General features: G+C 73.2%; 12 protein-coding genes, 1 tRNA gene and 1 riboswitch. Of the genes, 7 read left to right on the forward strand and 6 right to left on the reverse strand.

The features are described from left to right. Position 1: 1 nt before the first annotated feature. The 3 genes from CRP29_RS17900 to CRP29_RS17910 are packed head-to-tail and all read left to right on the forward strand — an operon-like array spanning position 2 to position 2,983. A complete protein-coding gene (locus CRP29_RS17900; protein WP_040336827.1) occupies positions 2–247 on the forward strand; it encodes an acyl carrier protein in 246 nt (81 codons plus the stop codon). Between the two features lie 46 nt (positions 248–293). Then, positions 294–1,529, forward strand: coding sequence for a beta-ketoacyl-[acyl-carrier-protein] synthase family protein (locus CRP29_RS17905; RefSeq protein ID WP_097196382.1), 1,236 nt, complete (start codon positions 294–296; stop codon positions 1,527–1,529). A gap of 41 nt (positions 1,530–1,570) precedes the next feature. After that, positions 1,571–2,983, forward strand: a complete 1,413-nt coding sequence (locus CRP29_RS17910; protein ID WP_245853004.1) for an acyl-CoA carboxylase subunit beta — start codon at positions 1,571–1,573, stop codon at positions 2,981–2,983. Positions 2,984–3,169: 186 nt separating this feature from the next. Here CRP29_RS17910 and CRP29_RS17915 read toward each other — a convergent pair whose 3' ends face one another. Beyond that, on the reverse strand, positions 3,170–3,670 hold the full coding sequence (locus tag CRP29_RS17915) for a DUF3145 domain-containing protein (protein WP_097196383.1): 501 nt from the start codon (positions 3,668–3,670) through the stop codon (positions 3,170–3,172). A gap of 394 nt (positions 3,671–4,064) precedes the next feature. Continuing rightward, the gene (locus tag CRP29_RS17920) at positions 4,065–5,207 is read right to left on the reverse strand and encodes a GGDEF domain-containing protein (RefSeq protein ID WP_176523022.1); all 1,143 of its coding nucleotides are present in this window, start codon (positions 5,205–5,207) and stop codon (positions 4,065–4,067) included. 124 nt (positions 5,208–5,331) lie between these two features. Between CRP29_RS17920 and CRP29_RS17925 the strand changes: the two genes are divergently transcribed. Then, complete coding sequence (locus CRP29_RS17925) at positions 5,332–6,225, forward strand: maleylpyruvate isomerase family mycothiol-dependent enzyme (RefSeq protein WP_097196502.1); 894 nt, start codon at positions 5,332–5,334, stop codon at positions 6,223–6,225. Here CRP29_RS17925 and CRP29_RS17930 read toward each other — a convergent pair. After that, complete coding sequence (locus tag CRP29_RS17930; protein WP_097196385.1) at positions 6,212–6,871, reverse strand: TVP38/TMEM64 family protein; 660 nt, start codon at positions 6,869–6,871, stop codon at positions 6,212–6,214. The two genes, CRP29_RS17925 and CRP29_RS17930, sit on opposite strands and share 14 nt — an antisense overlap. Positions 6,872–6,906: 35 nt before the next feature. Then, positions 6,907–8,193, reverse strand: a complete 1,287-nt coding sequence (locus CRP29_RS23625) for a M23 family metallopeptidase (protein WP_281256815.1) — start codon at positions 8,191–8,193, stop codon at positions 6,907–6,909. A gap of 11 nt (positions 8,194–8,204) precedes the next feature. Next, positions 8,205–8,354: riboswitch (cyclic di-AMP (ydaO/yuaA leader) on the reverse strand. A 177-nt stretch (positions 8,355–8,531) separates the two neighbouring features. Here CRP29_RS23625 and CRP29_RS17940 point away from each other — a divergent pair. After that, positions 8,532–8,605 (forward strand) — tRNA-Ile (locus CRP29_RS17940). Positions 8,606–8,631: 26 nt separating this feature from the next. Here CRP29_RS17940 and CRP29_RS17945 read toward each other — a convergent pair. Continuing rightward, positions 8,632–9,057, reverse strand: a complete 426-nt coding sequence (locus tag CRP29_RS17945; RefSeq protein ID WP_217991649.1) for a hypothetical protein — start codon at positions 9,055–9,057, stop codon at positions 8,632–8,634. A gap of 193 nt (positions 9,058–9,250) precedes the next feature. Between CRP29_RS17945 and CRP29_RS17950 the strand changes: the two genes are divergently transcribed. Then, positions 9,251–9,667, forward strand: coding sequence for a PaaI family thioesterase (locus tag CRP29_RS17950; protein ID WP_097196387.1), 417 nt, complete (start codon positions 9,251–9,253; stop codon positions 9,665–9,667). On the opposite strand, the gene CRP29_RS17955 is transcribed toward CRP29_RS17950, so the two are convergent. Beyond that, positions 9,668–10,957 carry a hydroxyacid-oxoacid transhydrogenase gene (locus CRP29_RS17955; protein ID WP_097196388.1) on the reverse strand — a complete coding sequence of 430 codons (1,290 nt, stop codon included), beginning with the start codon at positions 10,955–10,957 and terminating at the stop codon, positions 9,668–9,670. A gap of 123 nt (positions 10,958–11,080) precedes the next feature. Between CRP29_RS17955 and CRP29_RS17960 the strand changes: the two genes are divergently transcribed. Beyond that, positions 11,081–12,049, forward strand: coding sequence for a cyclase family protein (locus CRP29_RS17960; RefSeq protein WP_217991650.1), 969 nt, complete (start codon positions 11,081–11,083; stop codon positions 12,047–12,049). Positions 12,050–12,056 lie beyond the last annotated feature (7 nt).

The raw sequence follows: 12,056 nt of genomic DNA on the forward strand, positions 1-12,056 counted from the left end.
CGTGAGCAGCACCCAGGAGATCCAGTCCGGTCTGGCCGAGATCCTGGAGGAGGTCGCCGGTGTGACCCCCGCCGACGCCACCCCCGAGAAGTCGTTCACCGAAGACCTCGACGTCGACTCGCTGTCGATGGTCGAGATCGCCACCGCCGTCGAGGACAAGTTCGGCGTCGCGATCCCCGACGACGAGCTCGGCAACATCAAGACCGTCGGCGACGCCATCAGCTACATCGAGAAGAACCAGGGCTGACGCAGCCGACCCCCGGTCGCCCGACCGCCGCTCCAGGAGGAACAGCATGAGCACGTCCGACGTCGTCGTCACCGGCCTCGGGGCCACCACGCCCCTGGGCGGCGACGTGTCCAGCACCTGGGACGCGCTGCTCGCCGGGCGGTCGGGGGTCAGCCGCATCACCGACGACTGGATCAAGGAGTACCCGGCCCAGCTGGTCGCCCGGCTCAGCACCGAGCCGTCCGAGCAGCTCGACCGGGTGCGCGCCCGCCGGCTGGACCGCAGCCAGCAGGTGGCCGTCGTGGCCGCCGAGGAGGCGTGGCGCGACTCCGGCGCCGGCGACGCCGGGGTCGACCCGCTGCGGATCGCCGTCGTCATCGGCACCGGCATCGGGGGCGCGCTCACCCTGCTCGGCCAGGACGACGTCCTGGAGGAGAAGGGCCCCAAGCGGGTCTCGCCCTTCACGATCCCGATGCTCATGCCCAATGGGCCGGCCGCCGCCGTGGGGCTCTCGATCGGCGCCAAGGGCGGCGTGCACGCGCCGGTCAGCGCCTGCGCCTCCGGCGCCGAAGCGGTCCGCTGGGGCCTGGACCTGCTGCGCCTCGACCGCGCCGACGTCGTCCTCGTCGGCGGGACCGAGGCGTGCGTGCACCCGCTGCCGATGGCCGGCTTCGCGGCGATGCGGGCGATGTCCACCCGCAACGACGAGCCCGAGCGCGCCTCCCGCCCGTTCGACAAGGCCCGCGACGGCTTCGTGCTCGGCGAGGGCGCGGCCGCGCTGGTGCTGGAGCGGGAGGACTCCGCCCGCGCCCGCGGCGCCCGGATCCACGCCCGGCTGGCCGGCGCCGCCGGTACCGCCGACGGCTACGACCTCGTCGCCCCGCACCCGGAGGGCGAGGGCGCCGCCCGCGCCATCACCGCCGCCCTGCGGGACGCCGGCCTGAGCCCGACCGACATCGGGCACGTGAACGCCCACGCCACGTCCACGCCGGTCGGCGACACCGCCGAGGCGGCCGCCATCCGCTCCGCGATCGGCGACCACGTGCTGGTCAGTGCCACGAAGAGCCAGACCGGTCACCTGCTCGGTGCCGCCGGAGCGCTGGAGTCGGTGTTCGCCATCCTGGCGCTGCGCGAGCAGATCGTGCCCGCGACGGCGAACCTCGAGAACCCCGACGACGACGCGAACGTGCAGGCCCTCGACATCGTGCGCGGCGAGCCCCGTCGCGCCACCCTCACCGCCGCGGTGAACGACTCCTTCGGCTTCGGCGGCCACAACATCGCGCTGGTCTTCACGACCGCCTGACGGCGGCCGCGACCCAGCACACCCCTTCCCGTGGAGGTCCCGTGACGACAGCGCCCGCCGCCCCGCTCCTGACCGCGCCGGACCCCCGCGACCCGGAGGATCGGCTGTCCCGGTTCTTCGACGAGGGGTCGATGGAGCTACTGGTCCCCCGGGACACCTCCGGCGTCCTGGCCGCCCGGGGACGGGTCTCGGGGAGCAGGGCGATCGCCTTCTGCACCGACGCCACCGTCATGGGTGGCGCCATGGGGGTGGACGGCTGCCGGCACATCGTCGACGCGATCGACACCGCGCTGCGCGAGCACGTGCCCGTCGTCGGGATCTGGCACTCGGGCGGCGCCCGGCTGGCCGAGGGCGTGACGGCGCTGCACGCCGTCGGCGAGGTGTTCGCGGCGATGGTGCGGGCCTCGGGCCGCATCCCGCAGATCTCGGTCGTGCTGGGCGCGGCCGCCGGCGGTGCGGCCTACGGGCCGGCGCTCACCGACATCGTGATCATGGGCCCGGCCGGCCGGGTGTTCGTCACCGGGCCCGACGTCGTCCGGTCGGTGACCGGCGAGAACGTCGACCAGGAGACCCTCGGCGGCCCGGACACCCACGGGCGCCGCTCCGGCGTCGTGCACGTGGTCACCGACTCCGAGCCCGCGGCCCTCGAGACCGCCCGGACGGCGGTCGACCTGCTCGCCGCCCAGGGGCACTTCACCCCGGCCGCCGACGAGCCGGACGTCGACCTGAAGGCCCTGCTGCCGGAGCAGCCGCAGCGCGCCTACGACGTGAAGCCGCTGATCACCGCGGTCCTCGACGAGCCGGGCCTGGAGCTGCACCCGCGGTTCGCGCCCAACGTCGTCACCGCGCTGGGCCGGCTGGCCGGGCGGACCGTCGGGGTCATCGCCAACAACCCGATCCGCCTGGGCGGCTGCCTGGACTCGGCGTCGGCCGAGAAGGCGGCCCGCTTCGTGCGGATGTGCGACGCGTTCGGGGTGCCGCTCGTCGTCCTCGTCGACGTGCCCGGCTACCTGCCCGGCGTCGGGCAGGAGTGGGACGGCGTGGTGCGGCGCGGCGCGAAGCTGCTGCACGCCTTCGCCGAGGCCGTGGTGCCGCGGGTGACCCTGGTGACCCGCAAGTCCTACGGCGGCGCCTACATCGCGATGAACTCCCGCTCGCTGGGCGCCACCGCGGTGTTCGCCTGGCCCGGGGCCGAGGTCGCCGTCATGGGCGCGAAGGCCGCCGTCGGCATCCTGCACCGCAAGAAGCTGGCCGCGGCGCAGCCCGGCGAGCGCGAGGCGCTGCACGCGCAGCTGGCCGAGGAGCACGAGCGGATCGCCGGCGGCGTGAACCGGGCGGTGCAGATCGGCGTCGTCGACGAGGTCGTGGACCCGGCCCACACCCGGCGCCGGCTGATCACGGCGCTGGCCGCCGCGCCGCACGGCCGTGGCGCCCACGGCAACATCCCGCTCTGAGGCGGGCACACGGAAGCCGCCGTGCGGTCGCGGGAGCCGCGATGCGCGGCGGCTCCCGGAGCCGTACGGCGGCTCTCGGACAGTGAAGAGGTCGCCCGGGTGCCGCTTCCCCGCAGGCACCCGAACGACCTGTTCCAGGCTACGCCGCGACCCGCCCGGGGCCGAGGCTTCGTGCTCGATCCGTGACTAGACGACCTGGTGCAGCCAGGTGACCGGGCTGCCGTCGCCGGCGTGCCGGTAGATCTCGAGGTCGGCGTCCCAGGCCGCCCCGAGCAGCTCGTCGACCCCGTGCCGGAACGCCTCCGAGGAGGACGCCGTCGCCGCGAGGTGCCGCAACTGCTGCTCGCTGATCATGATGTCGCCGTTGGCGCTGGTCGGCGCACGGAAGACACCGTGGCCGGGCACGTACGACATGCGCTCGCCGTCGTTGCCGTGGCTGGCTTCCTCGGTGACCTCGAACCGCAGCATCGGCCACTGGCGCAGGGCAGCCACCAGCCGGGCACCCGTGCCCGGCGAACCGGTCCAGGCCACCTCGGCACGGTAGGCACCGTGCGCTGCGGGCTGTTCGTCCCACGACAGGGAGACCGGCGCGCCGACGACGCGTTCGAGCGCCCATTCGACATGCTGGCAGAGCGCCTTCGGGCACGCGTGCACGAAGACGACACCCTGGGTTGACCGTCGCTGCACGGGGCACCTCCATCGACTCGATCGGTCTCGTCTTCCCCTACGGACCCATCGATTCGGTGACTGGCTGTGTTCGGCAGTGGCGGAGCAGGGCTCCCGCGAACAGTCTGCACGATGGTGACCCGATCGCGCCAGCCCGAGTGGTGCCGTTGTGCTGCATGTGACTGAAGAGACGGGATCGGCCGCTTTTCGCTGGTCAGCGGCCATAGCACGAGTCTCGACCGCGCGTCTACCGGGTCCGGGGGCCTTCCGCACCCACTGGCAGCGCCCCCACCGGGCCCGAGCGGACGTCCGGCGTGGCCGGTCCGGAAGAGCGTTGCATGCCGTGACGCAGAGTAGTCATGGGTGGCAACGCACAGTGGTACCGCCGGTACAGAGCGGCGTGTCGCCGGGTCGGTCAGGCGGAGAGGAGTGCGATCCGGTCGCCGCCGGCGGCCTTCGCCCGGTACATGGCGGCGTCCGCCCGGTGCAGCAGCTCGGCGACGTCCTCCCCCGGCTCCACGTCGGCGACGCCGACGCTGGCGGTGACGCCGCTGCCCGAACCGACGAGGGCTACCGCCTGCCGCAGGCGCTCGGCGAGCAACTCGGCGGAGAACGCCTCGGTCACGTCGGCCAGGACGGCGAACTCGTCGCCCCCCAGGCGGGCGACCGTGTCGGTCTCGCGGAGCACCCCGCCGAGGATCGACGCGACCGCCTTGAGCATCGCGTCGCCGGCGGCGTGCCCGTCGCGGTCGTTGACGCCCTTGAAGCCGTCGAGGTCGACCACGCAGACGACCGTCCGATGGCCCCACGCTGCGGCGTCGACGGCATCGGTGAGCCGCTCGAGCAGCGTCCGGCGGTTCGGGATGCCGGTCAGCGGATCGGTCGAGGCGAGGGTCTTCTGCGTGCTGATGAGCAACTGCTGGCGCTCGTGGGCGGCCCACGAGTTCGCCGACGCCATCGTGCAGATCAGGGTGAAGGCGATCAGGACGGCGATGAAGAACGCGGCCGACGAGGTCAGCCCCGACGTCCCGAACAGCAGCACGTAGCCACCGGTCATGACGGTGCCCATGGCGAGCACGCCGTAGGGCGGATAGGCCACGGCCATGTACGTCAGGGTCAGGAAGAGCAGGGCGTCCAGCGGGCTGGAGGCGCCGCCGTCGAGCCAGGTGGCGAACAGGATCACCGCGCTCGTGGCGAAGGTCCACAGGTAGAACATCGTCGGGCCGCGGTGGTCGCGCATCATCGCCGGCAGCGGCAGCAGCAGGATCGCCGGGACCGCGACGACGATGGCCACCGCCATGCCGAGCATCACCGGATGCTGACGTCCGGGCGAGTCGGTCAGGAGCGAGTAGATGGCGACGGCGAGCGCGCAGAGCTCGCTGAGCAGCACGCCGTAGCGCACGTGCCGGACCCAGAAGGCGACGCGGTCGTCGTCCGCGGCCAGCGGCCGGTAGAGCCCGTCGCGCAGCGCACCGGGCAACCGGCGGATCGCACCCGGTCGCCGGGGGCCCGCCGGTCCGCCGCGGGTGCGGCGGTCACCGGTGAATGCGCTGCTCACGAGTGAGAAATCGACCGCTGAGGAGCCCGGCTTGACCGTCCTCACCCCGGCGGGTGAGCCGCCGTCCCGTGTCGGTGGCCGGCATCTCATGCCTGCGGGGCGGCGGCGTGGGTACGCGCCGGTCATGGGACGACACCAGGGCATGGCCGACGCCGGACGCGAGCAGGTCCGCACGCGGGTGCTCGGCGCGTGGGACACGTTCATCGCCGAGGCCGAGCGGATCGACCTCGACCGTCCGTCCCGGCTGCCGGGGTGGCGCGCCCACGAGATCTGCGTGCACCTGGGCTGCTGGGACGACCACACGGCGATGGCCGACCTCGTCGCGTCCGCCCGCACCGGCGGCACCGGCACCCAGCCCGATCCCGATGCGGTGAACGCGCGGATCACCGCGGCGCACGCCGCGGCCCCCCGCGAGGAGGTGCTGGCCGCGCTCCGCCGCAACCGGGAGGCGACGGCCCGGTACCTGGCCGACGAGCCGGTGGAGCTCGACACCGCGCCGACCGTGTCGGTCGTCGGACGGCTGCCACTGCTCAGCGTCGTCCTCGGGCAGGCCTACGAGCTCGCCGTGCACGGGCTGGACCTGGTGTCGTGCGGCGCCGAGCCGCCGCCGGCCGAGGTGCTCCAGTCGGGGCTGGCGGCGCTCGTCGACGTCACCGGCGCCCTGGCCACGTCCTGCGGCATCACCGGCGGCGTCACCCTGGCGACGCCCGACGGCGGCTGGACCTTCGACGCCGACCCCGACGGATGGCAGGTCCGCCAGGTGCCCGGCGGTACGCACGAGGGCCCGGCGGTCGAGGCCTCGGCGGAGCTGCTGCTCGAGGCGGCGTCGGGCCGTACCAACCCGGTACCGGCCGTGGCGCGACGCCAGCTGAGGGTGCACGACGTGAGCGGCCTGCTCCAGCTGGCGCCGATCGTGCAGAAGGTGCCGGGCATCCCTGGCGGCCCGATCCTCCAACTGGCCGCGCGCACGGTGGGCGGTCCGGCGGCCGCGCTGGGCCGGCTGTTCAGGAGGGGCTGACGCCGGCGCGGCGCCGTCGGACCCAGACGACACCGACGACCAGCGCGGCCAGCGGGAGCGCGACCGCGGCGGTGGCGCCGGAGACCAGCGCCGGGGCGGAGGCGCCCACCCCGACCTGGACGACGGTGCTCGGGATCAGGCCGAGCGCGGTGCCCGCGGCGTACGGCAGCAACCGCATGGCGGTCAGGCCCGAGCCGTAGCTGAGCACGACGAAGGGCACGACCGGGATCAGCCGACCGACCAGCAGCGGGACGAACCCGCGGTCGACCAGCAACCGGTCCAGCCGGTCCAGCCGGGGGCCGGCGAGCCGGGTGACGGCGGCCCGGCCCAGCCCGCGCGCCAACCCGAAGCTGAGGACGGCGCCGATCATGGCTCCGGCCAGGGCCACGAGGAGGCCGGGCACGAACCCGGCGACGACGCCCAGCAGCACCGACACGGCGGTGCGCGGCACCGGCGCCATCAGCACGAGTCCGACGCCGACCACCATCGCCGCCCAGCCCGCTCCGCCGGCGTCGTCCAGGCGGCGCCGGACGTCGTCGACGTCCGGGACCTCCACCGTCAGCGCGACGACCAGCCCGGCGGCCAGCAGCAGCACGAGCAGTCCGGCGCGCAGCCAGGTGGTGTCAGCTTCCCCCGGCGCCCGCACCGCTCCATGATCCGGTACGGGCGGGCGCCGAGGCGTCAGCAGCTGCCGAGAGAGATGCCACGCTGGCTGAGCCACGGCACCGGGTTCACGCGGTTGGCGTAGAGGCCGCCCTCGTGCACCTCGAAGTGCAGGTGCGGGCCGGTGGACTGCCCGCGGTTGCCGACCTCGGCGATCTGCTCCCCCGCGGCGACGGTCTGCCCGGGGCTCACGAAGAACTGGTTCACGTGGCCGTAGAGGGTGATCGTGCCGTCGCGGTGCTGCACCGCGACGGCGAGGCCGAAGCCGCTGGCCGGGCCGGCCTGGAGCACGACGCCACCCTCGGGTGCGAACACCGGCGTGCCGATCGGCGCGGCGATGTCGACGCCGGCGTGCAGCGTGCCCCAACGGGTGCCGTAGCAGGAGGTGACACGGCCGTTGGCCGGAGCGGTGGCACCGCCGGCCGAGGCGAGCGTGCCGCTCCCGCCGCGGCTGGCTCGGCCGGAGGGCACGGCGGTGGTGGTGACGGCGTTGGCCGCGGCGGCGGCCGCCTCGCGAGCCGCCTGCTGGGCCTCCCAGGCCACGGCGGCGTCGCGTGCGCCCTGCATCTCGAGCAGGCGGATCTCGGCCGCCCGCAACTGCTCGGCCAGCCCGAGCCTCTCCAGCGCGAGCGTGTCGAACTCGGCCTGGGCGCCGGACAACTGAGCCTCCGCGGCGGCGTGCGCCGCGGCGGCCTCGCCGGCGGCCCGGTCGCGTTCGGCGACGGACGCCTGCGCCGCCTGCTCGGCACGGGCCTGCTGCACCTGCACGGTCTCCATGACGCCCAGCGTCTCGGCCCGGTGGGCACCGAGGACGTCGAGCGTGGCGGCCTGCTGGAGCAACTCTGCCGGACCCTCCGCCTCGAGCAGCAGGGTCACGTCCCCGAAGGACGACTTCTGGCCGCCGCCCATGTAGGCATGGCGTCCGATCTCGGCGACGTCGTCCTCGGCCTTCTCGACGGCCTGCTCCGCCTCGGCGAGCGCCACGGCTGCGAGCCAGGCCTCCTGGTTGGCGACGTCGAGCGCGGCCTGTGCGGCCAGCGCGTTGCCGCTCGCCGCCTCGGCCTCGAGGGTCATCCGCTGGAGGTTCTGCTCGGCCTCGGCGACGCGGGCGCCGAGGGCGGCGATCTCCGCCGCGACGGCGTCGTGCTGCGTGCGCGCGGCCTCGACGCGGGCGTCGTCAGCGGGCGCGGCGAGAGCGACGGGTGCGCCGAGCAGTGCCGCGGTCAGGAGAGCGGTGGTGGCCAGCGTCAGACCGACGCGGCGGCGGGGCGAGATCGTGGTGGTCCGGTTGTGCCTGGTCGCCAACGCGACTGTTCTCCATTCCTCACGTCCGCCTACCGAGTTAGCTGACGGGTTCGGGCGCATGAGTGCCCTACCTGCTCGACGCCCCGTACGCGAGCAGGACTCACCCCAGAACTGCGGTGGGTCCCCGGTCCCTCCGGCCTTGGGGCCGGCGGGGTCCGGCCGAGGCCCTCGGGTGTCGACGGCGAAGCTCGGTGGACCGCGCTCGACCGTACGTCCGCTCGGCAGCCATGTCACGGCGAGATAACGGCACCCGACCGGGGTCGTCGGGGGACTCGCCGACGCCACCAGCGAGCGGACCGCCGATGTGATCCGCGCCTCTCTGGCAGGCTGGAGACGCCGGGGCGGTAGCTCAGCTGGTCAGAGCATGGGACTCATAATCCCTGGGTCGTGGGTTCGAGCCCCACCCGCCCCACCGGTGCTCGACGGACCTTGCCGGGCTCACTTCTTCGCAGCGCCCCGTTCGCTCAGGGAGCTCTCGGCGCTGCGCACGACGTTGCGCAGGAAGTCGTACTGCGTCGCCACGAGCTTGTCGGCCATCTCCAGCGCACCGTCGATCACGGTCTCGCGGCGAGAGGGGCGGTCGCCGGCGACGGGGAGCATCTCATCGACGGTGTCGACGAACTTCCGAACCGCTTCGATCGCCGCGCGCTGTCCGGCCTCCACGGACTTCAGCACCTCCTGGGACAGGTGCGCGGCCTTGTCCAGTGCGGTCTTGTCGCCGGCCACACCACCGGTCCCGTCCGGCTCCTGTGCCGGGCTCTCGGACGCCGCGGTCGCCTGTGCGTGGGTCTGACCGGGCTCGTCCGGCTCCTGGGCGGGGCTCTCGGACTTTGCGGTCGCCTTTGCGCGGGTCTGAGCAGTCATCGTGTTCCTCCTCGCGTCCCGGCGGCCGCGGCTCGGCCGCCGGAGATCAACACGAGGAGCGTCCGTCGACCGGACAAGGGCGAGACAGGGCCCTTGTCCCCGACGCCGACCGGCAGACGTCACGACCGGATGCCCCGGGACGTCGACCGGGGCGCAGCCCGATGCGATCGGGCCGGCGACGAAGATGGCTCGCATGCCGTCCGACAGCGTTCTCGCCGCCCGCGTGCAGGCGGTGCTCGACATCCCGTTGCACCGGTTCCTCGGGATGCAGCTCCGCGAGGCCGCCGATCCGTCCGCGGGCATCTGGTTCCCGGTCGACGAGCCCACGCAGAACCAGGTCGGGCTGCTGCACGGCGGCGTGATCTACACGCTGATGGACGTCGCCGCGTTCCTCGCTCTGCTGCCGTCGCTGTCCGACGAGGAGCACGCGGTGACCCACGACCTGACGGTCTCCCTGATCCGGCCGGTGCCGGCCGGTGCGCGGGTCGACCTCACCGGCACCGTCCTGCGCCGGGGCCGCTCGGTCGCCTTCCTGCGCGCCGAGGCGACCGTCGACGGCGAGGTCGTCGCCGCCGCCCAGGTCACGAAGAGCGTCGTCTGGGCCGGCTGATCACCACAGCGACATCGACCGCCGGAAGATGCCGGCGATGTCGTCCTCGGTGACCTCCTTCGGGCAGGTGGCCAGCAGTCGCTGCTGCTTCATCGTGCCCTCGACCAGGTCCGGGATGTCGCCCTCACCGAAGCCGACGGCGCCGACCCCGTTGGGGATGTCGATGTCGCGCATCAGGTCGGCCAGGACGGTCGGCAGGAACTCCGCGGCATCGGTCGGCTGTCCGGCGTTCGGGGCCAGCAGCTCCGCCACCCGCACGTGCCGCTCGGGCGAGGCGTCGAAGGTGAACCGGAAGGCCTCCGGCGCGGTCAGGGCCACCGACATCCCGTGCGGCACCATCGCCTCGCCGGTCGGGTAGTCCTTGGGGTGGAAGTCCTTCACCTGCCCGGCGATGGGATAGGCGTTGGCGTGCGGGATGTGCACCCCGGCGTTGCCGAAGCCCATGCCGGCGAAGGTCGCCGCCATGGCCATGTCCGCCCGCGCCTGCTCGTCGTCCCCGTGCCGGACCGCCCGGCGGAAGGAGCCGGCCAGCAGCGACAGCGCCTTCTCCGACCACATGTCCGAGATCGGGTTGGAGCCGCAGTACGGCACCCGCTGGTCGGGCGTCTTGTGCTCGTAGGTCGTGTACCAGCGCGCGGTGTAGCTCTCCAGCGCGTGGCAGAGGATGTCCATGCCCGAGGCGGCCGTCACCCCCGCCGGCTGGGTGAGGGTGAGCGCCGGGTCGATCACCGCGAGCGTCGGCCGCAGCCGGGCGTGACTGATCCCGGTCTTCACCCGCGCCGAGATCACGTCCATCACGCAGATCGTCGTGCTCTCCGCACCCGTGCCCGTGGTGGTCGGGACGGCGACCATCGGCTTGAGCGGGTTCGGCGGCGCCTGCCCCTTGCCGACCGGCACGTTGACGTAGTCCATGAGCTCGCCGGGGTTCGTGGTGAGCAGGTTGATCGCCTTGGCGGTGTCGATGCTCGAGCCCCCGCCGACCGCGACGAAGGCGTCCCACGGCCCGGTCGAGCGAGCCTCCTCGATCGCTGCGATCAGGCTCTGGTCGGTCGGTTCGACGTGCACGCCGTCGTAGACCCGGGCCTCGATGCCGAACTCCGCCATCTGCTCGGCGACCCGCTGCGGGATGCCGGTGGCCGAGAGCCCGGGGTCGGTGACCACCAGCACGCGCTGGACGCCGTAGCGGCTGAGGTCGAAGCCGATCTCGTCCGAGGCGCCCTTCCCGAACTTCAGCTGGGGAGCGCCGTAGGTGAAGACGGACTCGGGATCGGCGGGCTGCAACGTGCTCATGGCGTACCTCTCGGCGGTGGGCGGAGTGCGGAGCGGTTGCGTCGAATGTGGCAGATGGTTGTGATGGGCACCACACCGGCGAATAGTCCGGGACGACCCACCCACCACCTCCCGGAGGCACCCGTGACCGACTCGACCCCGACTTCCCCCGCCCTCACCGAGCTGCTGAAGGATGCCCCGACGAACTGGGGCAAGTGGGGCGACGACGACGAGGTCGGCTCGCTGAACTACCTCGGTCCCGAGCAGGTCCTCGCCGCGGTCCGGCTGGTGAGCGCCGGCAAGGTGTTCACCCTCCAGCGGCTCATCGGCGACCCCAAGGGCGACCCCGTGTGGCCCGGCCGCACGCCCGCCGTCCGCACCCAGGTCCTGGACGAGAGCGATTGGGACGAGGGCGGCAAGGGAGCCTCCTTCCCCGGCGGCCTGCACTACGCCGACGACAAGATCGACGCCTACCTGCAGGGCTCCACGCAGTACGACGCGCTGGGCCACCTCTGGTACGACGGCAAGATCTGGAACGGCTACGACGCCCGCACCACCGTCGGCGGCCTGGAGAAGGCGAGCGTGCTGCCGATCGCCGAGCGCGGCATCGTCGGCCGCGCGGTGCTGCTCGACATGGCGCGCTTCCGCGGCAAGGAGACCCTCGACAAGGGCGAGACCTTCACGCACGAGGATCTGCAGGAGTGCGCCGCGGCCCAGGGAGCCCAGATCCAGAAGCGGGACATCCTGGTCATCCGCACGAACTTCCTGCAGCAGTTCCACGAGCAGGGCGACGCGTTCTACGAGGGCTTCAACGAGCCCGGCCTGGTCTACAGCCCCGAGCTGGTGCAGTGGTTCCAGGACATGGAGATCCCCAACCTGGTCACCGACACCATCGCCAACGAGGTCACCTTCGACCCGAACAACGGCGTCGCGCTGGTCCTGCACAGCGCCCTCATGCGGAACCTGGGCGTGACCCTCACCGAGATCGCCGACCTCGAGAAGCTGGCCGCCGACTGCGCGGAGGACAAGAGGTACGAGTTCCTCTACGTCGCCGCCCCGCTCAAGGTGTCCAAGGCCGCCGGCACCCCGGTCAACCCCGTCGTCATCAAGTAGGCGGCCG

The organism is Blastococcus aggregatus, assembly GCF_900221005.1.
Lineage (GTDB): Bacteria > Actinomycetota > Actinomycetes > Mycobacteriales > Geodermatophilaceae > Blastococcus > Blastococcus aggregatus.

Coding starts and splice junctions, on each gene's coding strand:
- CRP29_RS17905 (WP_097196382.1), top strand. CDS start 294: ATGAGCACGTCCGACGTCGTCGTCACCGGCCTCGGGGCCACCACGCCC.
- CRP29_RS17950 (WP_097196387.1), top strand. CDS start 9,251: ATGCCGTCCGACAGCGTTCTCGCCGCCCGCGTGCAGGCGGTGCTCGAC.
- CRP29_RS17955 (WP_097196388.1), bottom strand. CDS start 10,957: ATGAGCACGTTGCAGCCCGCCGATCCCGAGTCCGTCTTCACCTACGGC.
- CRP29_RS17925 (WP_097196502.1), top strand. CDS start 5,332: ATGGGACGACACCAGGGCATGGCCGACGCCGGACGCGAGCAGGTCCGC.
- CRP29_RS17945 (WP_217991649.1), bottom strand. CDS start 9,057: ATGACTGCTCAGACCCGCGCAAAGGCGACCGCAAAGTCCGAGAGCCCC.